General features: G+C 62.1%; 26 protein-coding genes. 3 read left to right on the top strand and 23 right to left on the bottom strand.

Annotation, left to right across the window (positions count from 1 at the left end; genetic code table 11):
• Nucleotides 1-74 precede the first annotated feature (74 nt).
• The 23 genes from E2H86_RS12920 to E2H86_RS12810 form a co-directional block, all read right to left on the bottom strand.
• On the bottom strand, nucleotides 75-1,448 hold the full coding sequence (locus tag E2H86_RS12920) for a sigma-54-dependent transcriptional regulator (protein ID WP_133328326.1): 1,374 nt from the start codon (nucleotides 1,446-1,448) through the stop codon (nucleotides 75-77).
• Nucleotides 1,448-2,656, bottom strand: a complete 1,209-nt coding sequence (locus E2H86_RS12915; RefSeq protein ID WP_133328323.1) for a sensor histidine kinase — start codon at nucleotides 2,654-2,656, stop codon at nucleotides 1,448-1,450. The genes E2H86_RS12920 and E2H86_RS12915 overlap by 1 nt, the downstream gene beginning before the upstream one ends.
• A gap of 141 nt (nucleotides 2,657-2,797) precedes the next feature.
• On the bottom strand, nucleotides 2,798-4,273 hold the full coding sequence (gene fleQ / locus E2H86_RS12910; protein ID WP_133328321.1) for a transcriptional regulator FleQ: 1,476 nt from the start codon (nucleotides 4,271-4,273) through the stop codon (nucleotides 2,798-2,800).
• A 162-nt stretch (nucleotides 4,274-4,435) separates the two neighbouring features.
• Complete coding sequence (locus tag E2H86_RS12905; protein ID WP_133328319.1) at nucleotides 4,436-4,729, bottom strand: flagellar protein FliT; 294 nt, start codon at nucleotides 4,727-4,729, stop codon at nucleotides 4,436-4,438.
• 20 nt (nucleotides 4,730-4,749) lie between these two features.
• Nucleotides 4,750-5,142: a flagellar export chaperone FliS gene (gene fliS / locus E2H86_RS12900; protein WP_133328317.1), complete on the bottom strand. Its 393-nt coding sequence runs from the start codon at nucleotides 5,140-5,142 to the stop codon at nucleotides 4,750-4,752.
• Between the two features lie 105 nt (nucleotides 5,143-5,247).
• On the bottom strand, nucleotides 5,248-6,624 hold the full coding sequence (gene fliD, locus E2H86_RS12895; RefSeq protein WP_133328315.1) for a flagellar filament capping protein FliD: 1,377 nt from the start codon (nucleotides 6,622-6,624) through the stop codon (nucleotides 5,248-5,250).
• A gap of 90 nt (nucleotides 6,625-6,714) precedes the next feature.
• On the bottom strand, nucleotides 6,715-7,062 hold the full coding sequence (locus E2H86_RS12890) for a flagellar protein FlaG (RefSeq protein WP_133328313.1): 348 nt from the start codon (nucleotides 7,060-7,062) through the stop codon (nucleotides 6,715-6,717).
• Between the two features lie 73 nt (nucleotides 7,063-7,135).
• A complete protein-coding gene (locus E2H86_RS12885; protein ID WP_133328311.1) occupies nucleotides 7,136-8,860 on the bottom strand; it encodes a flagellin N-terminal helical domain-containing protein in 1,725 nt (574 codons plus the stop codon).
• A gap of 267 nt (nucleotides 8,861-9,127) precedes the next feature.
• Entirely contained in the window at nucleotides 9,128-10,057 is a 930-nt protein-coding gene (locus E2H86_RS12880) for a ketoacyl-ACP synthase III (RefSeq protein WP_133328309.1), read from the bottom strand.
• A 295-nt stretch (nucleotides 10,058-10,352) separates the two neighbouring features.
• Nucleotides 10,353-11,924: a flagellar hook-associated protein 3 gene (locus tag E2H86_RS12875; protein ID WP_133328307.1), complete on the bottom strand. Its 1,572-nt coding sequence runs from the start codon at nucleotides 11,922-11,924 to the stop codon at nucleotides 10,353-10,355.
• A 14-nt stretch (nucleotides 11,925-11,938) separates the two neighbouring features.
• A complete protein-coding gene (flgK, locus tag E2H86_RS12870) occupies nucleotides 11,939-13,987 on the bottom strand; it encodes a flagellar hook-associated protein FlgK (protein ID WP_133328305.1) in 2,049 nt (682 codons plus the stop codon).
• Between the two features lie 10 nt (nucleotides 13,988-13,997).
• A complete protein-coding gene (flgJ, locus tag E2H86_RS12865; RefSeq protein WP_133328303.1) occupies nucleotides 13,998-15,170 on the bottom strand; it encodes a flagellar assembly peptidoglycan hydrolase FlgJ in 1,173 nt (390 codons plus the stop codon).
• An 11-nt stretch (nucleotides 15,171-15,181) separates the two neighbouring features.
• A complete protein-coding gene (locus tag E2H86_RS12860) occupies nucleotides 15,182-16,291 on the bottom strand; it encodes a flagellar basal body P-ring protein FlgI (protein ID WP_133328301.1) in 1,110 nt (369 codons plus the stop codon).
• A 12-nt stretch (nucleotides 16,292-16,303) separates the two neighbouring features.
• Nucleotides 16,304-16,999 carry a flagellar basal body L-ring protein FlgH gene (flgH, locus tag E2H86_RS12855; RefSeq protein WP_133328299.1) on the bottom strand — a complete coding sequence of 232 codons (696 nt, stop codon included), beginning with the start codon at nucleotides 16,997-16,999 and terminating at the stop codon, nucleotides 16,304-16,306.
• 51 nt (nucleotides 17,000-17,050) lie between these two features.
• A complete protein-coding gene (gene flgG / locus E2H86_RS12850; protein ID WP_133328297.1) occupies nucleotides 17,051-17,836 on the bottom strand; it encodes a flagellar basal-body rod protein FlgG in 786 nt (261 codons plus the stop codon).
• Nucleotides 17,837-17,899: 63 nt separating this feature from the next.
• Entirely contained in the window at nucleotides 17,900-18,640 is a 741-nt protein-coding gene (gene flgF, locus E2H86_RS12845) for a flagellar basal-body rod protein FlgF (protein WP_133328295.1), read from the bottom strand.
• Nucleotides 18,641-18,854: 214 nt separating this feature from the next.
• On the bottom strand, nucleotides 18,855-19,040 hold the full coding sequence (locus E2H86_RS12840) for a hypothetical protein (protein WP_133328293.1): 186 nt from the start codon (nucleotides 19,038-19,040) through the stop codon (nucleotides 18,855-18,857).
• Nucleotides 19,040-20,338, bottom strand: a complete 1,299-nt coding sequence (gene flgE, locus E2H86_RS12835) for a flagellar hook protein FlgE (RefSeq protein WP_133328291.1) — start codon at nucleotides 20,336-20,338, stop codon at nucleotides 19,040-19,042. The genes E2H86_RS12840 and flgE overlap by 1 nt, the downstream gene beginning before the upstream one ends.
• Before the next feature lie 27 nt (nucleotides 20,339-20,365).
• A complete protein-coding gene (locus tag E2H86_RS12830; RefSeq protein ID WP_133328289.1) occupies nucleotides 20,366-21,055 on the bottom strand; it encodes a flagellar hook assembly protein FlgD in 690 nt (229 codons plus the stop codon).
• Nucleotides 21,056-21,067: 12 nt separating this feature from the next.
• Nucleotides 21,068-21,511, bottom strand: coding sequence for a flagellar basal body rod protein FlgC (gene flgC / locus E2H86_RS12825; RefSeq protein ID WP_133328287.1), 444 nt, complete (start codon nucleotides 21,509-21,511; stop codon nucleotides 21,068-21,070).
• Between the two features lie 2 nt (nucleotides 21,512-21,513).
• On the bottom strand, nucleotides 21,514-21,924 hold the full coding sequence (gene flgB, locus E2H86_RS12820) for a flagellar basal body rod protein FlgB (protein WP_133328285.1): 411 nt from the start codon (nucleotides 21,922-21,924) through the stop codon (nucleotides 21,514-21,516).
• 376 nt (nucleotides 21,925-22,300) lie between these two features.
• Complete coding sequence (cheR, locus tag E2H86_RS12815) at nucleotides 22,301-23,128, bottom strand: protein-glutamate O-methyltransferase CheR (protein ID WP_133328283.1); 828 nt, start codon at nucleotides 23,126-23,128, stop codon at nucleotides 22,301-22,303.
• Between the two features lie 49 nt (nucleotides 23,129-23,177).
• On the bottom strand, nucleotides 23,178-24,107 hold the full coding sequence (locus E2H86_RS12810) for a chemotaxis protein CheV (protein WP_133328281.1): 930 nt from the start codon (nucleotides 24,105-24,107) through the stop codon (nucleotides 23,178-23,180).
• 82 nt (nucleotides 24,108-24,189) lie between these two features.
• Here E2H86_RS12810 and flgA point away from each other — a divergent pair, with 82 nt between their 5' ends.
• The 3 genes from flgA to E2H86_RS12795 all read left to right on the top strand — a co-directional run bounded on the left by flgA (nucleotide 24,190) and on the right by E2H86_RS12795 (nucleotide 25,924).
• The gene (gene flgA / locus E2H86_RS12805) at nucleotides 24,190-24,942 is read left to right on the top strand and encodes a flagellar basal body P-ring formation chaperone FlgA (RefSeq protein ID WP_133328279.1); all 753 of its coding nucleotides are present in this window, start codon (nucleotides 24,190-24,192) and stop codon (nucleotides 24,940-24,942) included.
• 153 nt (nucleotides 24,943-25,095) lie between these two features.
• Nucleotides 25,096-25,410, top strand: a complete 315-nt coding sequence (flgM, locus tag E2H86_RS12800; RefSeq protein ID WP_133328277.1) for a flagellar biosynthesis anti-sigma factor FlgM — start codon at nucleotides 25,096-25,098, stop codon at nucleotides 25,408-25,410.
• A 46-nt stretch (nucleotides 25,411-25,456) separates the two neighbouring features.
• Complete coding sequence (locus E2H86_RS12795; RefSeq protein WP_133328274.1) at nucleotides 25,457-25,924, top strand: flagella synthesis protein FlgN; 468 nt, start codon at nucleotides 25,457-25,459, stop codon at nucleotides 25,922-25,924.
• Nucleotides 25,925-25,985 lie beyond the last annotated feature (61 nt).

Genomic DNA, 25,985 nt, shown 5'->3' with positions numbered 1-25,985 from the left:
TTTGACACGCATGCGGCGGATAGCCTGGAACTAGCAACAAGAGTGCCAGCCCGCCGTTTGATCGCTTAATTGGTTTAGCCGTAGAGGCTGGCTTCCACGTCCAGACCCGCGTCACGCATCTGGGCGAGCTTGTAGCGCAGGGTGCGCGGACTGATCCCGAGCCGCTCGGCAGCCTCCTTGCGGCGACCGCGCTCGGCGCGCAGGGTGTCGATGATCATCTGGAATTCGTGGCGACGCATGTCGCCGCCGAGATCGCCTTGGGCCTCGACCGGCTCCACTGCAGCTTGTGAAGTGGCAGGCGGGCGCCCCGCCGACAAGGGAATGGCGCCAGCCAGACAGAAATCCGCCGCTTCGATGACGCCGCCCTGCTGGAGGATCAGCGCACGCTGCAAGGCGTTGTCCAGCTCACGCACATTGCCCGGCCAGGCATATCCCTGCAGGCAGGCACGGGCGTCGGCGGACAGACGCACCGGCGCATGCTTCATCTTGGCCACGTGGCGCGCCAGTAGGCGCTCGGCCAGCGGCAGGATATCGCCGGTGCGCTCGCGCAGCGGCTGCCAGGCCAGGGGAAACACCGACAGGCGATAGTACAGGTCTTCACGGAAGCGCCCGGCAGCGACTTCGCCGGCGAGGTCGCGGTTGGTGGTGGCCAGTACGCGGATATCGAGCGGGATCGGCTTGCGCCCGCCCACCCGTTCCACTTCGCGCTCTTGCAACACCCGCAGCAGCTTGGCCTGCAGCCCCAGGGGCATCTCGGAAATCTCATCGAGCAGCAGCGTACCGCCCTCAGCTTGCTCGAATTTGCCCGCCTGGGCAGCGATGGCACCGGTGAAGGCACCTTTCTCATGGCCGAATAGCGTGGCCTCGAGCATGTTGTCGGGGATGGCCGCGCAGTTGATGGCGACAAAAGGCTGGCTCGACCGGGGCGATTGCTGATGAATGAAGCGCGCCAGCACCTCCTTGCCCGTACCCGATTCACCGGACACCAGTACGGTGGAGTCGCTGCGCGCCACGCGCGCTGCCAGATCCAGCAACTGCCGACTGGCCGGCTCACAGGCCACCGGCCCCTCTTCTTCGGCCAGGCCAGCAGCGCCGGCATGACGCTGTACCAGGCTCAACAGTGCCTTGGGTTCGAACGGTTTGACCAGATAATCCACCGCGCCCTGGCGCATGGCCTCGACAGCCCGCTCGACTGCCGCATGGGCGGTCATCAACAGCACCGGCAACTGCGGCTGCAAGCGACGCAGCTGGGCCAGCAACTGATGGCCGTCCATGCCGGGCATGTTCACATCGCTGACCACCAGACTGAACGGTTCGGCCCGCACCGCCTGCAACGCTTCCTCGGCGCTGCCCACGGCATGATAGGCAAAGCCGCCGATCTCCAGGGTGTCACCCAGGGCCTGGCGCAGCACGCGGTCGTCCTCGACCAGCAGGACGTTGATCTCCATCACTTGGCCTCCGTGACGATCAGCGGCAACAACACCTTCACGCAGGTGCCACGACCGACCTTGGAGCGCAGCTCGACCCGCCCCTGATGGGCGCGCGCCACCGCCTTGACCACGGCCAGGCCGAGGCCGGTCCCGGTAGATTTGGTGGTCAGGAACGGCTCACCCAGGCGCTCCAGCAGGTCGGGGGCGACACCGCAGCCGGCGTCGCTGATGCACAGGTGCAGGGTCTGCTCGCGGCGGTACAGGTGCACTTTCAGCCGGGCGGGCTCGGCACTGGCCTGAATGGCGTTCTCGATCAGGTTGAGCAAGGCACCGACCAAGGTATCGCGGTTGCACAGCAACTCACCCAGGTGGCTGTCGCACTGCCAGCGTACGGCCTGGCCCTGGACGTGCACCTGGGCCGCCTGCTGCAGGGCCTGGAACAGTGCCTTGGGCGTTACCCGGTCGCTCAGCGGCAACTCGCCACGGGCGAATACCAGCATATCGCGCACCTGGTGCTCCAGTTCGTGCAAACGCTCCTTGAGGTGGGCGGCGAAGCGCTGGCGGGTTTGCGGGGCAAGGGTCTGCAGGTCGTCAGCCAGATGGCTGGCATAGAGCATAGCCGCGGACAGCGGGGTGCGAATCTGATGGGCCAGCGAGGCAACCATGCGCCCCAGCGACGACAGGCGCTCATGGCGCGCCAATTGGTCTTGCAGACGACGGGTTTCGGTCAGGTCGTTGAGCAACACCAACTGGCCGGGTTCGGCATCCAGCGAGCGGGTAGCGATGGACAGGCGGCGACCGTCGCGCAACGAGACTTCGTGACCATCGTCCTTGCGCGGAGCGAAACTGCGGGCGATCACCTGACGCCACAGTTGGCCGACCAGCGGCTCGCCGAGCAAATCGCAGGCGGCTGGATTGGCCTCGCGAACCAAGCCGTGACCGTCGATCACGATCACCCCGCCTGGGAGCAGGTCCAGCAAGTTCTGCAGACGGTTGGCCAGGCGCTCTTTCTCCGCCAGTTCAGCCATGCGCTGAGCACTGACCACCGCCAGCTCGCCCTTGAGCTCGCTGACCCGGGCTTCGAGCATGCTGTAGGACTGGGTGAGCTGGGTGGACATCTGGTTGAACAGGGCGAACGCCTGCTCAAGCCCCTCTCGACTTTCCTGCTCGATCGGGGTACGCCCCTGCGGATCGGGGGCTCGGGAAAAGTGGGCGGCCTGGGGCATCGTGCTCTCTCGCGTGGCTGACCGTCATAAAAACGGTGTGTTGCCAGCGGTAGTGCAATAGCCGTGCCGGGGATGAGGGTTTGGCGGTTGCGGTGGAGGCGAGATTGGTCGCCCCACCGCAAATCCCCAGCGAACGGACCGTCAGTCCTCCGCCGCCTCCTCGCCACCCTGGCGACTCATGCCGTACTTGCGCATCTTTTCCACCAGGGTCGTACGCCGGATACGCAAACGTTCAGCCGCCCGCGCCACGATACCGTTGGCATCGTCCAGCGCCTGCTGGATCAACCCTTGTTCGAGGGTGCCGAGGTAATCCTTGAGATCCAGCCCCTCGGGCGGCAGCATCGCGTGATTACCCAGGTTCGGCGCATGGCCGTTGATCGCCACGCGCTCCTCGAGATCGCTGCGCAAGCTGTCGACCATCTGCTCGTCTTCATCGTCGATGTAGCGGAATTTCTTCGGCAGCTCCGACACCCCGATCACACCGTACGGATGCATGATCGCCATGCGCTCGACCAGGTTGGCCAGCTCGCGGACATTGCCCGGCCAGCCGTGGCGGCACAGCGACATGATCGACGCCGAATTGAAGCGAATCGAACCGCGCTTCTCGTGCTCCATGCGCGAGATCAGTTCGTTCATCAGCAGCGGAATGTCTTCGACCCGCTCACGCAGCGGTGCCATCTCGATGGGGAAGACGTTGAGCCGGTAGTACAGGTCTTCGCGGAAGGTGCCGTCCTCGATCATGCTTTCGAGGTTCTTGTGGGTCGCGGCGATGATCCGCACGTCGATGCTCTGGGTCTTGTTGCTGCCCACCCGCTCGAACGTGCGCTCCTGCAGCACGCGCAGCAGTTTGACCTGCATCGGCAGCGGCATGTCGCCGATTTCGTCAAGGAACAGCGTACCGCCATTGGCCAACTCGAAACGCCCGGCGCGGCTGGTGATGGCCCCGGTGAAGGCGCCCTTCTCGTGGCCGAACAGTTCGCTCTCCAGCAGCTCGGCCGGGATCGCCCCGCAGTTGACCGGCACGAACGGCGCTTCGCGGCGCTTGGAGTGGTAATGGAGGTTGCGCGCCACCACTTCCTTGCCAGTGCCCGACTCGCCGAGGATCAACACGCTGGCATCGGTATCGGCCACCTGCTGCATCATCTGGCGCACGTGCTGGATCGCGCGGCTGGTGCCGACCAGGCTGCGGAACAGGTTGGGCTCGCGCTGACGGCCACGCTCACGCGCCTGGTCATACATCTCGCGGTAGACCTGGGCACGGTGCAGGGTATCGAGCAGTTGGCTGTAGCTCGGTGGCATTTCCAGGTTGGCCAGCACCCGACGGCGCAGGTCATCCGGGAAGTCCGCAGAAGAAATTTCGCCTAAAAGCAAAACCGGAAGGAACTCATCCCACCCTGCCACTGTCTTTAGCAAGCCCAGCGCATTGCCTGGGGAATTGACGGTGCCGATGAGCACGCACAGCACTTCGCGGCTGGAAGACAACGAAGCTACCGATTGCTGCCAGTCATGGCTGGAGCACGGAATGTTTTCTTCCCCGAGGAAATTCAGGACCACCGCCAGATCGCGGCGGCGGGCGCTGTCGTCATCGATCAGGAGAATCTTGGTTTCACGCCACATGCAATAGCAACTTCCCTAGTCAATTCTCGGCGCCAAAGGGCGTAGTTAGCTCAAAGCCGACCAAACGGTCATGGTTTGATGCCGGAAATGGTTAAATAGACACTAGTTAAGTCGAAAATCTGTAAAGGTCAATTTTATGGCGCCCGTACGGGGCGTTTCGAGTTAACTGAACAGATGGTATACCTTAGCGGCGTTTTTTGCTTGGCGAAACTGGTTCATTTCGTCATAAACAGCGCCACGCTCATTTCTACTGGCGTCGAGCAATTGACGATACAGGACCAGAAGTGCCTCTAAATTGACCCGAAACAAGTCCAGGTCATCTACCTGGGCGTTGTTGATGGACTCCACGCAGGCCCTGCACTCCTGATCGAGCTCCCCGATCAGCGCCCAATCCTTCGCTTGCAACGCCGCCTCCAGGGCCGCACGGGTCTGCGCGATCTTGTCCAGCGGGCTCATGGCATCTCCTGGCGCGCTCATCATTCGGCGGCCGCGAGCGCATCCCAACCGGACTTGACGGTGATCATCAGGCGCGCGACTTCGTCGATGATTTCCGTGTCGTTGCTGCGGTTGGCCTGTGTCAGGCGGGTCATCATGTAGGCATAGAGGCTGTCCAGCTCGGCGATGTAGGCCGGGTCTTCGGCCTTTTCGGCATCCAGACCTTCGCGCAGGCCGCCGATGATGTCGATGGCCTTGCCGAGCATCACGCCCTTCTCGGGGATCTGGCCGCGCGACAATGCGCCCTTGGCCTGGGCCATGCGGTCCAGTGCACCTTCCATCAGCATCTGCACCAGGCGGTGGGGGCTGGCCTCGGAGACCTGCGCGTGGGAGCTGACTTTCTGGTACTGGCGCAGGGCTTTAAGGGGATGCATGGCGAACCTCTCGCGGAAAATGTGTGACGTACAGCCTACATGTCGGCCTATCGATGGGAAACTTTAACCTGGCGGGCCGCCAGCGGACGGCCCGGTCAGCGCAGATCAATCGTCGTTGTTATTGTTCAGCGCGTTGAGGGTGGTCATGATGCTGTCGCTGGTGGCGTTGAGCTGGGCGACCAGGGTATCCATGGCGGTGTACTTGGCCGTCAAGGTCGAGGTCAAGGTGGCCTCGCGGCGGTCCAAGGCTTCCTGCTGGGTGTCCAGGTCGGTCAGCTTGGTGTTGAGGGCGTTGACACGAGAAGTGAGGATGCCGCTAGTGCCTGCGAACGGCTCGGTCGCAGAGGTCATGCCTTTTAGCAAGCCGTTGTCGCCAACAAATGCGCTGACGATCTGGCTGACGCCGCCGGTCTTGGCGACTGCGGCATTCCAGCTGGTGTCGTCCAGCGTCAGCAGCCCTGTGGTCTGATCGGTCGTGATACCCATGTTGGATAAGGTATTGACCGCACCAGTGCCAAAGCTCTTGAGCAACTCGCCACGCATCGCGCTGATCATCGAGCGCATGGTCGAGTCACCAGTCAGCGCGCCTGCCGAGACCGCATCATCCGAAGAAGTGACTTTGGTTTGTGCGGTAATGGCCTTCATCATGGTGTTGTAGGCATCGACGAACGACTGCACAGACGTCTTCAGCGTGTCACTATCGGAGGTCACCGAGATAGTGGACTTGTCCGTGGTGAGCAGCTTGAGGGTCACACCACTGATCGCCGAAGTCACGGTATTGCTCTTGGACTCCATGTCGATGCCGTCAATGGTGTATTTCGCATTCTGCGCGGTGGTCACCGTCGTGAAGTCGGTGGCTAGACCAGAATCCCCGCTCAGGGTCAGGTCGGTGCCCTCCCCCGTGGTGTTGGAGCTCAAGACCAGGCGCGAGCCGTTGGCATCGGTCAGGATGTTGGCGGAGATATTCTTGGAGGCCAACTGGCTATTGATCTGGTCGCGCACCTGGGTCAGCGTCGCGCCTGCGGCGATGGTGACGTTATAATCACTGCCCGACTGGGAAATGGTCAGGGTGGTGCTGGCGCCGGTGTCGTTCACCGAGGAAGAAGCACTGCCGTAGACCCCGGTCGATATCTTCGAAGCGGTGGCCAGCTGGGTCACTTCGAGCGCATAGGTGCCAGCTGCGGCGGAGCTGCCGAGGGTAACGGTCGCGACCTTCTCATCCGAGGAAGAAGAAGCCAGGCCGTTGAACTTGGTGGTGGTGTTCAGCGTGGAAATGGCCGACCGGAAGGTATCCAGCGCACTCTTTACAGTACCCAGCGCCGACAACTGGGTCGCCGCAGCAGTCTGCTGCTTGGTGATCTGGTTCTGCTTGGGACTGATTTCCGCATTGACCAGCGCTTCGACGATCTCGTCGGTCTTGATGCCGCTGCCCACGCCGGCAGACGTGATGAGTCCGGTACCGGTGCTGCTGATGACCGCCATGATTACTCTCCTTGGTGGTGATGCCAGGCCAATTCTTGACGCTCATGACGCCAACCGGGTCCAGCCTTCAAACTTTGTGCCAGTTCTGCGTTATACCATTTCGTCGAACAGACCGGTGCCGCCTTCCTGGAGGCGCTGGGCCAGCATCAGGACGGTTTCGGAAGGGATCTGCCTGATCACATCACCGCTCTCGGTGGCGATGACCTTGACCACGACCTTGTGCGTCGTGTCGTCGATCGAGAACTCCAGGTTGCGCTGCGCCTTGCTGACGTAGTCCTGGATGTCACTGACCGCTTGTTCGAGTTGCGCGCGCTCGGGTTCGGTGCCCTGCACGTCGCTGGAATCTTTGGTTTGGGTAGCCTTCACGCCATTTTGGCTGGCGCTTGCAGGCGCAAGACCTGCGGGGTAAGCGGTTTTCAGATCTACATTCATGTCCATGTTGATCGACCCCTAGTAATCAAAAAACGGAAGGGCGCCGGGGCACCCTTCCGTCGGTATCATCCGAAGACGATTACTGCAGCAGCTTCAGTACCGAGGACGGCAGCTGGTTGGCTTGCGACAGGATAGCGGTGGAAGCCTGTTGCAGAGTCTGCTGCTTGGTCAGCTCGGCGGTTTCGGCCGCGAAGTCGGCGTCCTGCACACGGCTGCGGGCAGCGGTGGAGTTTTCCGAGATGCTTTCCAGGTTCGACACGGTGGAGTCGAAGCGGTTTTGCACAGCACCCAGGGCGGCGCGCTGGCTGTCGACCGACTGGATGGCAGCGTCCAGAGCCTGGATCGCGATTTGCGAATCGGCAGCGGTGCTGATGCTCAGGTTGGCAACGGTGGTTTCCATGGTCACGGCGGTGGTGGAACCAGCAGTCAGGCCCAGAGCAGCCAGGCCAGTACCGGCACTGCCGTCGGCGATGGTGATGTCGGAGTCTGCGAACAGGCTCAGCGCGCCATCATCGGTCAGGCTGGCGGTAACGCCGGTCGAAGCGCTGTTGATGGCCGAAACGATGTCGTCAGCGGTGCTGCCCGAAGCGAACTTGACTTCAACGCCGTTCAGGGTGACGGAAGTGTCAGCCGAGGTCTTGGCTTCGGAAGTACCCGAGGTCAGACCCAGTTGAGCCAGCGAACCACCGGTGGTGTTGCCCAGAGTGACATCGTTACCATCTTCGGAGGTGATGCTGATGCGGCCGTTGCTGTCGATAGTGGCGGAAGCGATGCCATCTACAGCTGCGATATCGGTCAGAACATCGCTGATGTCGCCAGTGCCATCCCAGGTAACAGCAGTACCGTTAACAGTGATTGCACCTGCGCTGGTCAGGTTGGTAGCGCCAGTGCTGGCAGCCTGAGTACCGCCAGTGGCAGTGATAGTGCCAGCAGTCAGACCGGCCTGAGCGAAGTCAGCACCCGCGATGACGATGTCGGAGCTGGAGGTCAGGGTCAGGGTGTTGGCAGTGTCATCCCAGGTAGCGGTGGCGCCTGCGTCGCCGCTGGCAACCAGGGCCGCTTGAACTGCAGTAGCGACGGCTGCGCCATCATCACCAGCACCGACGGTAACGGTTTGGCCGTTGACAGAGAAGGTGCCGCCAGCAGCACCAGCGCCAGCACTATTCAGAGCAGCAGTCGCAGCACCGGTAACAGTGGCAGTAGCACCAGTGGTGGTGGTCAGCTTCGAACCCAGAGCAGTGGCAGTCAGGCCAGTCATAGCGGTACCAGTGGTGGTAGCTTCGCTGTACGAACCTTTCAGGCCAGTAGCGCTGATGTCTTTCATGCCGAACGAAATGGTTTCGTTGGCGTTGGCGCCGATCTGGAAGCTGGTGTTGGTGAACGAGCCGTCCAGCAGGTTACGACCACCGAAGGTGGTGGTGTTGGCGATACGGGTCAGTTCGCCCGACAGCGCGGTGAATTCTTGTTGCAGGGAAGCACGGTCGTCATCGCTGTTCGAGCCGTTGGCGGACTGCAGGGACAGTTCACGCATACGCTGCAGGATGTCGGTCGAAGCCTGCATCGCGCCTTCGGCGGTCTGGGCGATCGAGATACCGTCGTTGGCGTTCTTGACAGCGACTGCCAGACCTTTGACCTGGCTGGTCAGACGGTTGGCGATCTGCAGGCCGGCGGCGTCGTCTTTGGCGCTGTTGATTTTCAGGCCGGAGGACAGACGGGACATCGAAGTACCCAGTGCGTCGGAAGCCTTGTTCAGGTTCTTCTGAACGCCGAGGGAGGTGATGTTGGTGTTAACGGTTAAAGCCATGACGAATTCCTCGTTGGATGGATACTGCGGCTTCCGGCCCTGGCTTCCCGCCGGGTGTGGCCTAGAGAACCTACATGATTGTTATCGTCGGCTCGCCGGGTTGCTTGAGGGCTTTTTGCAAAAAAATTGCCAGCAGTTCGCCACCGCCCAACGAATCAAGGACTTGGCGCCAAAAAGAAGACAGGCCCGAAGGCATCGCCGCGAAGGAATGCACGGCGCAGAAACGACTGCGGCGCCACGAGGGCGCCGCTGGTCAGGCTTCAGGTATCAGGGGCGGTAAAGAATCGCCGAGCCCCACGACAGGCCCACACCGAAACCACTGATGGCCACACGCTGCCAGGTGCTGTCACCCGCGTGCTTCTCCAGCAGCAATGGAATGCTCGACGACACGGTGTTGCCGGTCTCGACCATGTCCTTGACGAACTTCTCCGGCTCGCCCTCTTCGAAGCGACGCGCCACCGCGTCGACGATGGCAGCACTGCCCTGGTGAATGCAGTAGGCATCGATGTCGGCAGCCACCAGGCCCGAATCGTCGAGCAGCTCGTGCAGATGTGCAGGCACCTTGATCAGCGCGAAGTTGAACACCTGGCGACCGTTCATGAAGAAGGTGCCGTCGCTGACCTTCAGATGCGGCGCGCCCGAACCGTCGGTGCCGAACTTGGACTTGCCCAGCGCCCAGACCGGCGCCTCGCCCATCCAGGTCACGGTAGCGGCATCGCCGAACAGCATGGTGGTGTTGCGGTCTTCCGGGTCGACGATCTTCGAATATGGGTCTGCGGTGATCAGCAGGCCGTTCTTCAGGCCCGCAGCCTCCATGAAGCCCTTCATGGCGTAGATGCCGTAGACGTAGCCCGAGCAACCTAGGGAAATATCGAATGCAGCTACATGAGTTGGCAGACCCAGCTTGTCCTGCACGATAGCAGCGGTGTGCGGCAGGCCCTCTTCATCACCGTTCTGGGTGACCACGATCACCGCATCGATGGCTTCGGGCTTGAGCTCCGGATGGTTGGCGAACAGCGTGCGCACGGCCTCGACGCACAGGTCGGAGGTTTCCTGCTCGTCGGCCTTGCGTGGCAGGAAGGCCGAACCGATCTTGCCGATGATGAAGGACTCGTCCTTACCGAAGCGAGCGCCCTGGGCATAGTTGTCGATGCCGGCAGAGGGTACATAGCTCGCGATGCTTTTAATGCCAATCATTCTGGCTTCCCAATACAAAGAGCAGGTCTCAACCGCCCGGTTCACCGAGCGGCGCCAAAAACGGGAGGGTGAACAGCGCAGGACGCGGCGCAATGCCATGACCGACCAGCGAGACCCAATACACGGTTACTGTGAAGATGCGCGCCAAGACCCACGGGTCACAATCAGGGCCTTACGTCACGCCACTATAGAATACATGTAACCAAATACAAAAAAGGCAAAACCCGTGTTTTTCATACGAAAGACACGGGTTTCGCTTGCACGCCAACCGACCAACCGAGGCCATGCCCTGCCGTCAGATCTTGTCGAACAGGCTCAACTGGGAAATCTTGGCGAACGACAGCTGCGCCGCCTGCAACATGGTCTGCTGCAGGGTCAACTGGATACTGGCCGTGGCGTAGTCGGTGTCGGCAATCGAGGAGATGGTCGACTGATTGGCCAGGGTCATGCTCGAGTTCTCGGTCAGCTGGATATCCAGCGCGTTACCCCGCGCACCGATCGAACCGCGAGTGATGTCGATCTGCTGGCTGGCCTGATCAAGGTTGCCCAACGCCGAGGCGATGGCGTTCTTCAGATCGAGCGACGACTGCGCATCGGTGATCGGCACTTGCAGCGCCTGGCGCAGGCCGCTGATGGTATTGAGCACGTTCTGCGTCTGGTGCGAGCTGGCGCCTACCGAGAACTGGTCACCGGCAGCCGGCGTGCCACTGATTTCGAATGTCACCCCGGCCGCGGTGATCGAGGTGCCGGTCAGCGTGCCGGTGGTGATCGGCTTGCTCGAATCGGTCACCGGTGCGGCATACAGCGCGTAGTCGGTGGCGCTGGTGAACTTGATCACCGCGCCGCCATCGGGGAACGCCGCGGCATAGTCGCCGGCATTGCTCACCACACCCGACGTCACCTGCGCCGTGGAGGGGTTGCTCGGCGTACGGTTGACGGTGACGGTGTCCGGCTTGCTGGCCAGGCTGAATTCATGCCCGGCGATCAGCGTGTCGGCATCGGCGGCATCATCGGTGTCCTGGAGCGTGACATTGACCTCGAACTCCACGCCGCGCAGGCTGATGGTGGTGCCGTTGTCGTCCTTCGGGTCGATGGTGCCGTTGGTGCTGGTTTCAGCGGTCACGTCGTTGCCGGCGGCATCGGTGACGGTGAATTCGGTGCTGCTTAGGAACGTCAGGGTGTAGGGCTCACCGGAGGTGAACTTGCTGTTGTAGCTGTTCGACGAGGTCATCTGCCCCGCCGACACGGTGATGCGGTCGTCGTTCACGGCAGGCGCGGTCAGCGTGGTCTGGGTGCGGCTGATGTTGGTGGCCGACTCGAAGATGCTGAAACCGGTGTCGTTGAGCGCCAGCGACAGGGTATCGGAGACCTGCAGGCTCAGCTGGGTCTGGTCACCCTGGTAGGAATAGGTGCCATCGCTGTTGCGCACGTAAGGCTGGGTCGAGCTCTTGCTGCCGGCGAAGATGTAGTTGCCGTTGGCATCCTTGGTATTGAGCATGCCGTAGATGCTTTCCTCGATCTCACCGAGCTCGTTGGCGATGGAGGTGCGGTCAGCGTCGCTCATGCCGCCGTTGCCGGCCGACAGGGTCAGCTCGCGGGCGCGCTGCAGGGCATCGGTGATGCTCGAGAGAATCGACTCTTCGGAGGTCAGCGAACTGGTGATGGTCGACATGTTGTTGCTGTACTGGGTCAGCATGGCGCTCTGCTGCTGCAGCTTGAGCACCTTGGCCGCACCGACCGGATCGTCCGAAGCGGTCTGCAGGCGGGTTCCCGAGGAGATCTGCTCCTGGGTCTTGGCCGTGTCGGCAAAGTTCTTGGCGTAGCTGTTGGAGCTGTTGGCGAAGTACTGGCCGGTGGAAATGCGCATGATCGACGCCTCCCTTACAAGCTGTTGATCAGGGTGGAGAAGGTTTCCTGCGCAGCTTTGATGATCTGCGAGGAGGCGGTGTAGTACTGCTGGAATTTCACCAGGTCGGCGGCCTCTTCATCGAGGCTCACCCCCGCCAGCGAGTCACGGCTGTCAGTGGCGGACTTGAGCACGGTGGTGGTTGCCGTGGCGTCCAGCGACGCCTGCGAAGCCATGGCACCGACGCCTTCGACCAGGGTCGCGTAGCTGCTGCCCATGCTCATGCCGGTGTTGTTGCCGTTGACGCCGACGGTATTGGCCGTTTGCAGGGCCAGCACGCTCTGCGCGTTGCGGTTGTCGTTGCTGCCGTCGCTGTTGAAGGCCACGGTGAAGCTGTCGCCGCTGGACGGCGCGCCGGAGAAGGTCAGGCCGAAGCTATAGCTCATCGCCACGCCGTTGCCGTCGAGAATCGGGTTGCCGCTGTCGTCGAGCATCGGCACATCGATGCTCAACGCATTGTCCTGGCCAGGCACGATCGAGCCGGTACCGATGCTGGTGCCCTGGGCGTTGTACACAGTGTAGGTCTGGGTACCGTTGCTGGCGGCGCCGAACACCAGCTTGACCGGCATACCGTTCTCGATGGCCGATTGCATCTGCGACAAGTCGGTGCCGCCGTAGATGTCCAGCTCGGTGTTCAGCGTCGGCTGAGTGATCGCGCCGGTGCCGGTATTGCTGGTGGCCGCCGTGCCGCTCAGGGCACCGGAGAAGGCCAGCTTGTTGGCGTCGGTCATGACGGTGCCGATGTTGCTCGCACCGGTGCGCGTCGGGATGACGTTGAAGCTGTCGCCGGCGCTCAAGGCGCCGCCGTTCAGCGACAGGGTGAAACCGTCGATCTCCGGCGCCGGGTCATCGGTGAGGTCGAAGCTGCCCATGCTGGTACCGTCGGAACGGGTGACGGTGTACGCGGTGCCGCTGGTGAACTTGACTTGGTAGTTGTAGGTGGTCAGTGCGCTGGAATCGCTGATGGCGACATCCAGGTTGCCTGAACCTGCGCTATTGTTCGCCGAGGCCAGGCTGCGCTGGCTCATGGCCGAAGCGCTGTTGACGCTGGCGAACAGTTGCGAACCGAAGTCGCCATTGAGGTCCAGGCCCTGGCCCAACTGGCTGTTGATGGTGTCGCTGACCACGATGGCCAGGCGACCCAGTTCGTTCATCGCCGGGTTCAGCACATCCTTGCGGTAACGTAGCAGGCCGCCGATCTCGCCACCTGTGGCCACCGAAGTCACGTCTGTGGAGAAGCTCTGGAACTGCAAGGTCAGGCTGTACTGACCTGGGTCGTTGGCACTGCCCTGGGCCGTCAGCTTGTTGGCGGTATTGCCGGTCACCAGCGGCTGGCCGGTGCCCAGGTACACGTCATAGTTGCCGTCGCGCTGCTGCACGGTCACGCCGACCAGCTCATTGAGCTGCCGCACGGCTTCGTCGCGGGCGTCGAGCAGGCTGTTGGGCGACGAGCCATTGGCCGACAGGGCGACGATCTGCTGGTTCAGCGAGGCGATCGAGCTGGTCAGCGAGTTGACCTGACCCGACAGGGTGGTCAGCTGGCTGTTGATGCTCTCGTTCTGCTGATTCATCTGCGAGGCGATGGTGTTGAACCGGTTGCTCAGGGTCGAAGCCGAGGTCAGGAACAATTGCCGCGCAGCGGTATCGTTGGGGGTCGAAGCCGCCGTCTGCAAGGCGGTATAGAAGCTTGCCAACACCGCGGTGATCCCGGTGCTGCTGTCGGACAGCAACGAGTCCAGCGAGGAAATCTGGGTCGAATAGGTGGTCGCTTCGCTATTGAGCGCGGTGCTCGAGCCGACCTGGCTCTGCAGGTAAGCGCTGTAGATCCGGCGCACTTCCGATACGGTGGTACCACTGCCCACGTAACCTGCACCGCCGATGCTCTGCAAGGCCCCCGCCGCCTGGGTCGTCTGTTGGCGCGAATAGCCGGAGGTCGCCACATTGGTGATGTTGTTACTCGTGGTCGCCAGCGCGCTTTGCGTGGCCGACAGCCCGGAAAGCCCAATAGAGATCAGATTCGACATGCTTCAAGCCTTATAGAGTCGTTTGTGTGCCGTTGGCTGCGTAGGTCTGGTACTTGTCGAGCTGCCGGACGATCGCCGAGATCTTCCGCGCATAGTTCGGGTCGGTGGCGTAACCGGCCTCTTGCAGCTCAGCGGCAAACTGTTCTGGGTTATCGGCCGACTTGACCACTTCTTGATAGCGATCGTTGTTCAACAACAGGTTGGCGAGGTCGTGGAAACTGTCGGCGTACGAGTCGTAGGCACGGAATGCCGCCGACTCCTTGACCATCTGGCCATCGCGGAACTCGCTGGTGAGCGCCCTCGCCTGCTCGCCCTTCCAACTACCGGTCGCCTTGATGTTGAACAGGTTGTGGCTGCTGCTGCCATCGCTCTGGCGCAGGATCGACCGACCCCAGCCGGTTTCCAGGGCGGCCTGGGCGACCAGGACCTTGGGCTCCACGCCAATGCGCTGAGCCGCTTCCTGGGCCATCGGCAGCATGGTGGCGACGAACTCGTCGGCATTGGCGAAAGCACTCTTGCCCGGCGCCAGCGGCACCTGAACCACACTGTGTTGGCCACCGGCCAATAGTCCGGCATAGGTCGGCGACTGAGTCCAGTCGCCGTATTCGCCTGCAGCCCCCACCGCGGTGGCGGCGTGGTCGGCGCCACGGCGCAATGTGTTGGCGGGGGCAGCCGGGCTGGCGCCTGGCACGATACCGGCGAGCAGGCGGTCGGTGAGCTTGCTCGGCAACGACAAGCGACGCTGGTTGAGCGCGGCGACGTCGTTGTGCGTGGCACTGGCCACCTGGTGGTCCGCTGCGGCATTGTGCACAGCGCCCAAGGCACCACTGGTGCCGGCATCGCGGTTGAACGGGTTGCCGCCTGGACGCTGGCTCGAGGCGGTCTTGGACAGCTGGCGCATCAGCACGTCCTGCAGGCCGATGCCGCCGCCCTCGCGGGACAGGCTGACCGCCAACTGCTGGTCGTACATCTCTTGATACTGCTTGGTCGTCTCGGTGTTGAGCGGGTTGTCCTTGGCCAGCACGTTGTTGGCCGCGCGCATGGACTTGAGCATCTCGCTGACGAACAGCGACTCGAATTCCTGGGCGACCTTGCGCAGGTTCGCCTCGCTGTCCTTGTCACCGACCTTCAACGCATTCAGGCGATTGAGGTCGGTGTAGGCGCCAGTGTCGACGGTCTTCATCTGCGCAGGCCTCAGATCACGATCAGGTCGGCTTGCAGCGCACCGGCCTGCTTGAGCGCTTCGAGGATCGCCATCAAGTCACTGGGCGCCGCGCCTACCTGGTTCACCGCCCGGACGATCTCATCCAAGGTAGTGCCCGGACCGAACTTGAACATCGGCTTGGCCTCTTGCTGGGCGTTGACCCGCGAGCGCGGCACTACGGCGGTCTGGCCATTGGAGAACGGTCCCGGTTGGCTGACGATCGGGTCTTCGGTGATGGTCACGGTGAGGCTGCCGTGGGTCACTGCCGCCGGCGAGACCTTGACGTTCTGGCCGATGACGATGGTGCCGGTGCGCGAGTTGATGATGACCTTGGCCACGGCCTGGCCCGGGTCGATCTCCAGGTTCTCGAGGATCGACAGGTAGTCGACCCGCTGGCTCGGATCCATCGGCGCAGTAACCCGCACCGAACCGCCATCTATGGCCTGGGCGACGCCAGGGCCGAGCATGTCGTTGACCTTGTCGACGATGTGCTTGGCAGTGGTGAAATCGGGACGGTTGAGGTTCAGGGTCAGGCTGTTGCCCTGGTTGAACCCGCTCGGCACCGCCCGCTCGACGGTCGCGCCGCCTGGAATGCGGCCAGCCGACGGCACGTTGACGGTAATCCGCGAGCCGTCCTTGCCTTCGGCGTCGAAGCCACCGACCACCAGGTTGCCCTGGGCGATGGCGTAGACATTACCGTCGATACCTTTGAGCGGCGTCATCAACAAGCTGCCGCCGCGCAGGCTCTTGGAGTTACCGATAGACGACACGGTGATGTCGATGACCTGGCCCGGCTTGGCGAACGCCGGCAGATCGGCATGGATCGACACCGCGGCGACGTTCTTCAGCTGCACGGTGCCGGTGTTGCTCGGCACCTTGATGCCGAACTGCGCCAGCATGTTGTTGAAGGTCTGCAGCGTGAACGGCGTCTGGGTGGTCTGGTCACCCGTGCCATTGAGGCCGACCACCAGGCCATAGCCGATCAACTGGTTGGTGCGCACGCCCGAGATGCTGGCGATGTCCTTGAGGCGCTCGGCATGAGCACCGAAGGAGGCGAACAGCAGCGCCGTCAGCACCAGTAGCGGTTTGAACTTGAGCATGTCGATTCGCACTCAGAAGGGCCAGTACGGGCTCATGAAGAACCGATCGAGCCAACCTGGCTGGCTGGCGTCGGCGAACGAGCCGGTTCCCGAATAGGTGATGCGCGCATCGGCCACGCGGGTGGACGACACGGTATTGTCCGTGGCGATGTCGTCGGCGCGGATCAGGCCGGCAATGCGCACCAACTCTTCACCGGTGTTGAGCGTCATCCATTTCTCGCCGCGCACCGCGAGGATGCCGTTGGGCAGGACCTCGGCGACGGTCACGGTGACCGAACCGGTCAGGCTGTTGCCCTGGGCCGCCTTGGCATCGCCCTTGGTGTCACGCGTACCGCTGTAGCCCGCATCCAGGCTCAGGGAACCACCACCGAACGGGCTATCGGTCTTCACCCCCCCACCGAACAGCGAGCTCAGGCCGAGGCTGGTGTTGCTGTCCTTGGCCAACGAGGAGTTGGCGCTCTTGCTCGCCGCCATCTTCTCGTTGAGGGTGATGGTGATGATGTCGCCGACGCGGAACGCCTTGCGGTCGCTATACAGGTTCTGGTCGAAACCGGCCTGGTAGATCGACCCGTTGTTGGCCGCCGCCGGCAACGGCGTACGCGGCAGCACCGGCGCATAGTATGGATCGTTGGGCTTGGCCGGCGGGGCCATGCAACCGGCCAGCAGGCACGCGCCACCTACGGCGAAAACGACGGACAAACGATTCATGCTCATGACCTCACGGTGCTACGGGTACTTCAGGATGTCGGCTGATTCGAATTACAGGTTCTGGGTAACGAATTGCAGCATCTGGTCGGCGGTCGAGATCACCTTGGAGTTCATCTCGTAGGCACGCTGAGTGGTGATCATGTTCACCAGCTCTTCCACCGTGCTGACGTTGGAGTTCTCCAGGGTGTTCTGCAGGGTGGTACCGAAACCGTTAAGGCCAGGCGTGCCGACGTTCGGCGCACCGCTGGAGGCGGTTTCCAGGAACAGGTTGTTACCGATGGCCTGCAAGCCGGCCGGGTTGATGAAGTCGGCGGTCTGCAGGTTGCCGATCACCTGGTTGGCGGCATTGCCAGCGGTGGTGATCGACACGGTGCCGTCGGTGCCGACAGTGAAGGTCTGGGCATCGGCCGGAACGACGATGGCCGGCTCCAGCGCCAGACCGTTGGCGGTCACCAGCTGACCATCGGAGTCGAGGTGGAAGGTGCCGTCACGGGTATAGGAGATGGTGCCGTCCGGCTGCATGATCTGGAAGAAGCCGCGACCGTTGATGGCCATGTCCAGCGGCTGGTCGGTGGTCTGCAGGCTGCCGGCGGTGAAGTTCTTCTGGGTGCCGACGATGCGCACACCAGTACCGACCTGCAGACCGGTGGGCAGCTCGCTGTCCTGGGTCGACTGAGCACCGGGTTGGCGCTTGATCTGGTACAGCAGGTCCTGAAACTCGGCGCGGTCCTTCTTGAAACCGGTCGTCGAGACGTTGGCCAGGTTGTTGGAAATGGTCGTCAGGTTGGTGTCCTGAGCGGCGAGGCCGGTCTTGCTGACCCAGAGAGCCGGAAGCATGTGTATTCTCCTTTCGCGACGGCGTGCGCGCCGTCAGTCTCGAACAGTTAGGTGGGCCGGGCGTCAGCTGAGCTGCATCACCCGCGCCATCGATTCGTCGTTTTCCTTGGCGGCGGTCATCATCTTGATCTGCAGCTCGAACTGCCGGGACAGCGCCATGATCGAAGTCATCTCATCGACGGCGTTGACGTTGCTGCCCTCGAGAAAACCGGAAACCACCTTCACCGAGGCATCAGCCACCAGGGGCTGACCGCTACTGCTGTGAATCAGGCCATCGGTGCCCTTGCTCAGGGTGGCGAGGTCTGGCTTGACCAGCTTGATCCGGTCCACCTCGGCCATCACCGACGGGCTTTCGCCCAGCGAGCGGATGCTGATGGTGCCGTCGGAGCCGACCTCGACATGCTCTTCCGGCGGAATGGCGATCGGCCCGCCATTGCCCAGCACGGCCATGCCGTTAGCGGTGCGCAGCACGCCCAGGGCGTCGATGTTGAGGCTGCCGGTGCGGGTGTAGGCCTCACTGCCGTCGGGAGCCTGGACCGCGATCCAGCCATCGCCGTCGACCGCGACATCGAGCTCACGCCCGGTTTCGATCAACGGGCCATGGTCGAAGTCAGTGGCTGGCCGCTCGGTCATGGCGAAAGCGCGCGAGGGCAAGGTTTCACCGAAGACCGGCATCGAGCGAGCCTGTTCCAGGTCGCGCTGAAAGCCGTTGGTGGAAACGTTAGCCAAGTTGTTGGCATGGGCCTTTTGCGCCAAGGCATTCTGGCTGGCGCCGGTCATGGCCACGTACAGCATCTTGTCCACTTCAATTCTCCCTCGACGGACTTTCGCCGCCACTGACATGCTGATGAGGTGTTAGCAAGTCTCGGGCCAACAACCTCGACAGCGCGCCCGCTCAATGTTTACGGGCCTCGGACGCCATCCATCATCGCGCGAACGGGCTCACGCGACGGCAAATCGGCGGTTGTTTGCCGGTAGGCGGCAACGTGTTGACGCTCGAAAAAACGCCGCCTGGCGCTCAGCGGCAGGCGGCGTTGCGGAAGGGGCCGGCAAAGCGAATGAACGCCTTGCCGGGGTCGACCTGAGTGCAGATGAACACGCCGGTCTCGATGCTCTGATACTTGTACCAGGGCGCGGGCGCCGCCAGGGCCGCCAGGGGCAGCCCGAACAGCAACGCCCGCGCCAGCCTGAGGAGCGTTTTCATCAGGTCATCTGGATGATGGTCTGCATCAGGGTGCTCTCGGTGGAGATGGTCTTGGCGTTGGCCTGGTAGTTGCTCTGCGCCTTGATCAGGTTGACCAGCTCCGAGGTCAGGTCGACGTTGGAGTCCTCCAGCGCACCTGCGGTCAGATCACCCATGACACCGGTGTTAGGCGCGCCGATTACCGGCACACCCGACGCGTACGACTCTTTCCAGCCGGTGGCGCCAACCGGGGTCAGGCCCTGGAGGTTGGCGAAGTTGGCCAATGCGACCTGACCGATGACTTTCGACTGACCATTGCTGTAGGTACCGAACAGGTTGCCATCGGCATCGATCGACAGCGATGCCAGGTTGCCCGGGGCATAGCCATCCTGAGACTTGGCGGTCACCGCAGAAGTGTTGTTGAACTGGCTGGTGGCCGACATATCGATGGTCAAGCCACCGGTGGCTGCCGAAGCACCGTTGCTGGCCATCACGCCCGCAGCGTTCTTGGCGGCAGGCACCCAGTTGGTCAGCGTCAGGTTACCCAGGCTGTCGACCGTGAAATCGGTGCTGTCGGAGGCGGTCAAGACACCCGAAGAGTTGAAGGTCAGGTCGGCGGTGTACGGCGTAGTGGAGGCTGGGTTGGCCGGATTCACACCATCGACGGTGACGTACATGGTCCAGGTATTCTGGTCGGTCTTGACGAAGTACTGGCTCAGGCTATGGGCGTTGCCCTGGCTGTCGTAGATGTCGGTGCTGAAGGTGTAGTTGTAGGTATCGGTGTCGGTGGCGTCGAACGGCGTCTCGGTCGGCACTGTGGCCGACGAGTTGAGGTTCAGGGTTTCGCTCAGGCTGGTGCTGGCCTTGGGCGCGACGGCGGCGGTGCTGACCTTGAGATCGGTGAGAATGCCTTCGACGACCTTGCCATCGGCGTTGACACCATAACCCTGCAGTCGGTTGCCGCTGGCATCGACGATATTGCCATCCTTGTCGGTACCAAAGGCACCGGCGCGGGTGTAGGTGGTCGAGCCATTGTTGCTGGTGATGAACATTCCGTTGCCGTTGATGGCAAGGTCCAGGCTCGCACCGGTAGTGCTGACGTTGCCCTGGGTGAACTGCTGGGAGATCGCCTGGGTGGTCACGCCGCTGCCCACGGTGTAACGGCCGCCCCCGAGGAACAGGGAGTTGGCGTACAGGTCACCGAACTCGGCGCGGGCCGATTTGAAACCGGTGGTGCCGACGTTGGCGATGTTGTTGCCGGTGGCATCCAGGCTGGTGCTGGCTGCATTGAGGCCGCTGAGGCCGATATTGAACGACATTGCTTGACTCCTGTGCCGATGCCCGGCTTACGATCCGATGGTTTTGACGTCCGAAAGCGCGATGCTCTCGCCATTCGCCAGGTTGAGCGTGTACGAACCTGCGGTGCTGCCAACGGTGACGCTGTTGACCACCGACGGCAGATAGGTAGTCTGCGCGACCTCCTCACCCTCCACGGTGGCCGTGGCCTTGATGGTGTAGGTCCCGGCTTCCACCGCCAGGCCATCGTTGTCGGTGCCATCCCAGGTGAAGTTGGCCGTCCCGGCACTGTGGGCGCCCAGGTCGATGTTCTTGACGATGTTGCCGTCGGCGTCGTAGACGTTGACGGTCAGGTCGGTCGTGGAACTGGCGACATCCACCTGGCCGCTGAAGCCGACACCCGCCGCGACGGTGGCACTATCGCCTTCAGCGATGACAGTACGCCCCACCAGCGACGAGGCCTGCAGAGCCTGGGTCGAGGTGTAGTTGCCGAGCAACGTGTCGACGGTGTCATTGAGGGTCTGCATCGACTCAAGGCTACTGAATTGCGCCAGCTGGGCGACGAACTCGGAGTTGTCCTGCGGGTCGAGGGGGTTCTGGTTCTGCAACTGGGTTACCAGCAACTGCAGGAAAGTATCCTTACCCAGGGTGTCGGTACCACTGGTCTTGGCGTTATCGCTGGCCAGGGCATATTGCGAGTAGATCGCAGAAGCGCTGGTAGCGTCATTCGTGGTGGTCATCGGCTATCCCTCTCACTGACCCAACGTCAGCACTTTCTGCATCATGGTCTTGGCGGTGTTCATGATGTCGGCGTTGGTCTGGAATGCACGACTGGCGGAGATCATGTCGGCCATCTCCTCGACCACGTTGACGTTCGGGTAGTACACGTAACCGTCCTTGTTGGCGGCAGGATTGCTCGGCTCGTAGCGCGCCTCGAGGTTGCTCTGGTCCTCGATGATGCCCTTGACCTGGACGCCCTGCCCGGCCTCGCCCTGATCCTCGAACAACGACTGGCTGCTGCCGGCCATGGCGTTCTGGAAGGTCGTGGCGAATACCGGATGGCGTGCGCGGTAAGTCTGGTCGATGCTCGACGAGACGGTCTCGGCGTTGGCGATGTTGGAGGCAACGGTGTTGAGGCGGGTGTTCTGCGCACTCATGCCGCTACCGGCAATGTTGAAGACACTGGCAAGGGACATGGTCACTCTCCACGCAGGGCCGAAACCAGCCCTTTGAACTTACTGTTGAGCAAGGTGAAGCTGGCCTGGAAACCGATGGCGTTCTCGGTGTAGTTCGATTGCTCGATCTGCGCATCCACGGTGTTCTGGTCGATCGACGGCTGGGTCGGCGTGCGGTACTGCAGGGTATCGTCGGCCATGGCTAGCCCTTCGGCCTCGATGTGCTTGCTGTTGGTCCGATCGAGGGCGAAACGGCCACCCTGCTGCTGCTTTTCGCTTTCGGCGGCGAGCACCGCCGAAAAGTCCATGTCACGCGCCTTGTAGTTCGGCGTGTCGGCGTTGGCAATGTTGTTGGCCAGCACTTCGGCACGTTGGGCGCGGAAGCTCAGCGCCTTCTCGTGAATGCCTAGTGCCTTGTCGAAACTGATGCTCATGTCGGGGAAACCTTCAAAGGTTGACCAGAGTGTCGTTGAGCAAGCTTTAGCAAGGCTTGTGCCAAACAGCTGGAAGCCTTTGAATGCAGGGCCTCAGGGGATTCATGGGACGCGCCGCTGCCAGAAAAGCGGCAAAGTGCTTCCGCCAGAGGAAGCGAAAGCGGCAATTGCCGGGCGGCAAAAGCGGCAAAACAAAAAATTGACGTCAGAGGGATGAGGGGCTTGCAGCGTGTTTGACGGGAGGGATGTTGCGGCATTGAGATCGAGCGCCGTCATTCACCTAGTGATTTGCAGCGCCGCAGAAATCGAGCGCCGCGCGGGCGGCGCTCGATCGCAAGGCCGCCGCAAACCTTGAGACATGCCGCCGCCATCACCCTCACTTGGCCTGGTAAATGATCCCCGGGCTGCACTGCACCATCTGGTAATGATCGGGCAACCCGTTCAGCGCCTCCGAAGCCCCGAGGAACAGGTATCCACCTGGCTTCAAGGTGCTGTGGATGCGCATCAGGATGTCCTTCTTCACCTGAGCCGAGAAGTAGATCAACACATTGCGACAGAACACGATGTCGAACTTACCCAGGCTCGCATAGCTATCGAGCAGGTTGAACGAACGAAACTCGACGCGACTGCGAATTGCCGGTTTGACCGCCCAGCGCCCCGGACCCTTGGCGTCGAAGTAACGCTGCAGGCGCTCCTGGGACAGGCCACGGACAATGGCCAGGCTGTCGTACTCGCCGGTCTTGCAGTTGTTGAGCATGGATCCTGAAAGATCGGTGGCGACGATCTGCGCCCCCATTTTCAACTGCCCCAGGTTGCTGCGCTCGAATTCGTCGATGGCCATCGAGATCGAATACGGCTCCTGCCCAGACGAGCAGGCCGCCGACCACATGCGCAGGCGCTGGCCCGGGTTGTTCTTGATGAACTCGGGAATGACCTTGTTCTTGAGCACTTCGAACGGATAGGTATCGCGAAACCACAGCGTTTCATTGGTGGTCATGGCATCGACCACCAGCTCACGCAACCCGCCGCGCGGCTGCGTCTGGATGCGCTGCACCAGCTCCCCCAGGCTTTTGATGCCCTGCTGCTCCATCAGCTTGTTGAGACGGCTGGAGACCAGGTACTGCTTATTCTCGCCCAGCAGGATGCCACAGGCTTTCTCCAGGAATACCCGGAACTGTTCAAAATCCAAATTACCCGTAGACAATGCTGCCGCCTCTATTCAATCACTGGTGCCGGGGCTACCCCCGGCGGTTTCAATGGGTGGCTTTGATCCGGTCGACCACACGCTGGGCCAGGTCGTCCGGTTTGAACTTGGCCAGGAAATCATCGGCACCGACCTTCTTGACCATCGCCTGGTTGAATACCCCCGAAAGCGAAGTATGCAGGACGATGTGCAGCTTTTGCATGCGCGGATCGCTACGGATCTCAGCGGTCAACGTATAGCCGTCCATCTCCGGCATCTCGATATCCGAGATCATCATCAGGAACTCTTCTTCGGGACGCTTGCCCTCGTCCACCAGCTTGCGCAGGTAATCCAGCGCCTGGCGACCATCGTTCAGCGCCACCACCTCCACCCCCACTGTCTGCAGGCAGCGGGTGACCTGCTTGCGTGCCACCGACGAATCGTCGACGGTCAGCACCCGCAGCAGCACGGCCTTGTCCTGCACCTCGGCATCCACCACCCCGGCGGACACCGACTCGGACGACGGCGACACCTCGGCGAGCACTTTTTCCACGTCGATGATCTCGACCATGCGGTTGTCCACCCGGGTCACGGCCGTCAGATAGTGGTCACGGCCAGTCCCCTTGGGTGGCGGGTGAATCTCCTCCCAGTTCATGTTGACGATGCGCTCGACCGAATGCACCAGGAAGCCCTGGGTCTTGGTGTTGTACTCGGTGATGATCACGAAGCTGTTGCGGGTTTCTTCCTGCAATCCCGGCAACCCAGTCGCCATCGACAGATCCAGGATCGGTATGGTCGCCCCGCGAATGTTGGCCACCCCGCGCACCACCCGGTGGGATTTGGGCATCACGGTCAGCTCGGGGCACTGCAGCACCTCCCTGACCTTGAATACGTTGATGCCGTAGAGCTGCTCGCCGTTGAGGCGAAATAGCAACAGCTCCAGGCGATTCTGCCCCACCAGTTGCGTGCGCTGGTTGACCGAATCCATAACACCAGCCATGCCAGACTCCTCTGTTGAATCAGCCCGTTTTTTTAAAGCCATCTACTACCGAGTCGGCACGGGCTTTGCTTTTTTGAGCGTCATGTACACGAAAACGACATTTTCCCGACGATTGACGCGCGTGCTGTGCAGCTCGCTGGCCACCCTTTGTCTGCTGGCCTGCGCCGGCCGCACGCTGGCGAGCGCGTTCACCTTGCCTGAACAGCTTATCGGTGTCACCCAGGGGTTTCTTGAATTCACCGTCGAAGATTATCTGGCCACTACCCAGACCGAGGGGCGCTACGAGATCGAGGTCAACCCGCTGGATCCGCGCTTGCGCATGCCGGCGTGCAGTCGGCAGCTCGATGCCTCGCTGGAAAGCAGCGGAACGCCGATTGGCCGGGTGACGGTACGGGTACGCTGCGACAGCAGCGCGCCCTGGACGGTATTCGTTCCCGCCACCGTACGGCTGTTTCGCGACGTGGTGGTGGTGACCCGGCCGCTGAAGCGGGAAAACGTCGTCGGCGAAGGCGACGTCGCCCTGCGCGAGCGTGACGTCGGCACCCTGACCCAAGGGTACCTGACGGCGCTCGACCAGGTGCTGGGCATGAAGATGTTGCGCCCGACCGTGATCGACCAGGTCCTCACCCCGCAGCACTTGGAACAGGCCGAGGTGGTGCGCAAGGGCGATCATGTCGTGATCGTCGCTCACAGCGGCAGCCTTAGCGTGCGTATGCCCGGCGAGGCGCTGAGCAAAGGCGGCCTGAGCGAGCAGATCCGGGTGCGCAACCTTAATTCCAAACGTGTGATCAAGGCCCGGGTTACCGGACCCGGCCAGGTCGAGGTGGCCATGTAGAGAAGGCTGGCGGCGGGGAACCGCTTTTCCTAAACTGTGTCGATACCTGGGTACGCGCGCCGACTGACAGGCGGCTTTACATTTGCCCCTAAAGTTTCTTTCGGATTGGCCGAAAACAAGGCAAGCGTCCCAATACCCAGAGGTTTTCTCATCATGGTCATCGACATCAGTCGTTTGAATAATTCTCCGTCCATCACGGGCGGCGTGCGCGGTTCCAGCGCCTCCGGCAACGCCGAAAAGACCGGCGAAACCGTCGAGGCCAACAAAACCGCCAGCACCAGCGGAGAATCCGTACACCTGAGCCAAGAGGCCCAGCAGTTGCAGCAGGTCACCGACAAGCTGCGCGATCAGCCGGTCGTCAACAGCGCCCGCGTGGCGGAGTTGAAGCAGGCGATCGCCGACGGCAGCTACAAGGTCGACGCCGACCGGGTCGCCAGCAAGCTGCTTGATTTCGAAGCCCAGCGCTGACCTAAGGGCGCGCTGGCTTCACGGACGCTAGAACCAAGAGTTAGCCATGCACGACATTACGCTGCTGCAATTGATCGACAATGACATTGCGCCCACCCAGGAACTGCTCGACCTCCTGAACCAGGAGTCGGTTGCCCTGCATGGCCGTAACATGGTGCTGCTGGAGCAGATCCTGGCGCGCAAGCAGTCATTGATCATTCTGCTCGAACAGCACGGGCGGCAGCGCCGGCAGTTGCTCACCAGCCTCGGTCTCAGCGCCGACCATGCCGGGGTCGAGGCTGTCGCAGCCCAGTCGACCAACGGCCCGGCGATCCTGCAACAGCTTGAAACCCTGAGCCAACTGATCGATGCCTGCCAAAAGGTCAACGTAACCAACGGCAACATCATTCAGGTTCAACAACGCTCCACGGCCAACCAGATCCGTATCCTCATGGGTGGCGATGCGCCGTCGCTCTACGACAGCCGTGGTGCCACTTCCCTGCTGGCCAAGCCCCGGGCGCTCAGCCAGGTGTGATTTTCCCTATTCAAGACACGGAACATACTGGCAAAATGCCGTTACTTGCGTGTGTCGCTTT

This window comes from Pseudomonas putida, assembly GCF_004357765.1.
GTDB lineage: Bacteria > Pseudomonadota > Gammaproteobacteria > Pseudomonadales > Pseudomonadaceae > Aquipseudomonas > Aquipseudomonas putida_U.
Note: the sequence above shows the minus strand (reverse complement) of the source record. Positions and strands in the feature narration are given on the sequence as shown.

Bases quoted from the DNA above. Each gene is read 5' to 3' on its own strand.
- fleQ (WP_133328321.1), bottom strand. From the start codon at position 4,273: ATGTGGCGTGAAACCAAGATTCTCCTGATCGATGACGACAGCGCCCGC.
- flgB (WP_133328285.1), bottom strand. From the start codon at position 21,924: ATGAGCATCAGTTTCGACAAGGCACTAGGCATTCACGAGAAGGCGCTG.
- flgH (WP_133328299.1), bottom strand. From the start codon at position 16,999: ATGAATCGTTTGTCCGTCGTTTTCGCCGTAGGTGGCGCGTGCCTGCTG.
- fliS (WP_133328317.1), bottom strand. From the start codon at position 5,142: ATGCATCCCCTTAAAGCCCTGCGCCAGTACCAGAAAGTCAGCTCCCAC.
- E2H86_RS12885 (WP_133328311.1), bottom strand. From the start codon at position 8,860: ATGGCTTTAACCGTTAACACCAACATCACCTCCCTCGGCGTTCAGAAG.
- E2H86_RS12795 (WP_133328274.1), top strand. From the start codon at position 25,457: ATGCACGACATTACGCTGCTGCAATTGATCGACAATGACATTGCGCCC.
- flgK (WP_133328305.1), bottom strand. From the start codon at position 13,987: ATGTCGAATCTGATCTCTATTGGGCTTTCCGGGCTGTCGGCCACGCAA.
- flgA (WP_133328279.1), top strand. From the start codon at position 24,190: ATGTACACGAAAACGACATTTTCCCGACGATTGACGCGCGTGCTGTGC.
- E2H86_RS12915 (WP_133328323.1), bottom strand. From the start codon at position 2,656: ATGCCCCAGGCCGCCCACTTTTCCCGAGCCCCCGATCCGCAGGGGCGT.
- fliD (WP_133328315.1), bottom strand. From the start codon at position 6,624: ATGGCGGTCATCAGCAGCACCGGTACCGGACTCATCACGTCTGCCGGC.
- E2H86_RS12890 (WP_133328313.1), bottom strand. From the start codon at position 7,062: ATGGACATGAATGTAGATCTGAAAACCGCTTACCCCGCAGGTCTTGCG.
- E2H86_RS12830 (WP_133328289.1), bottom strand. From the start codon at position 21,055: ATGACCACCACGAATGACGCTACCAGCGCTTCTGCGATCTACTCGCAA.
- flgM (WP_133328277.1), top strand. From the start codon at position 25,096: ATGGTCATCGACATCAGTCGTTTGAATAATTCTCCGTCCATCACGGGC.
- flgJ (WP_133328303.1), bottom strand. From the start codon at position 15,170: ATGAAGACCGTCGACACTGGCGCCTACACCGACCTCAATCGCCTGAAT.
- flgE (WP_133328291.1), bottom strand. From the start codon at position 20,338: ATGTCGTTCAATATCGGCCTCAGCGGCCTCAATGCAGCCAGCACCAGC.
- E2H86_RS12905 (WP_133328319.1), bottom strand. From the start codon at position 4,729: ATGAGCCCGCTGGACAAGATCGCGCAGACCCGTGCGGCCCTGGAGGCG.
- E2H86_RS12810 (WP_133328281.1), bottom strand. From the start codon at position 24,107: ATGGCTGGTGTTATGGATTCGGTCAACCAGCGCACGCAACTGGTGGGG.
- flgG (WP_133328297.1), bottom strand. From the start codon at position 17,836: ATGCTTCCGGCTCTCTGGGTCAGCAAGACCGGCCTCGCCGCTCAGGAC.
- E2H86_RS12860 (WP_133328301.1), bottom strand. From the start codon at position 16,291: ATGCTCAAGTTCAAACCGCTACTGGTGCTGACGGCGCTGCTGTTCGCC.
- E2H86_RS12875 (WP_133328307.1), bottom strand. From the start codon at position 11,924: ATGCGCATTTCCACCGGCCAGTACTTCGCCAACAGCTCCAACAGCTAC.
- E2H86_RS12920 (WP_133328326.1), bottom strand. From the start codon at position 1,448: ATGGAGATCAACGTCCTGCTGGTCGAGGACGACCGCGTGCTGCGCCAG.
- E2H86_RS12840 (WP_133328293.1), bottom strand. From the start codon at position 19,040: ATGAAAACGCTCCTCAGGCTGGCGCGGGCGTTGCTGTTCGGGCTGCCC.
- E2H86_RS12880 (WP_133328309.1), bottom strand. From the start codon at position 10,057: ATGATTGGCATTAAAAGCATCGCGAGCTATGTACCCTCTGCCGGCATC.
- flgC (WP_133328287.1), bottom strand. From the start codon at position 21,511: ATGTCCCTTGCCAGTGTCTTCAACATTGCCGGTAGCGGCATGAGTGCG.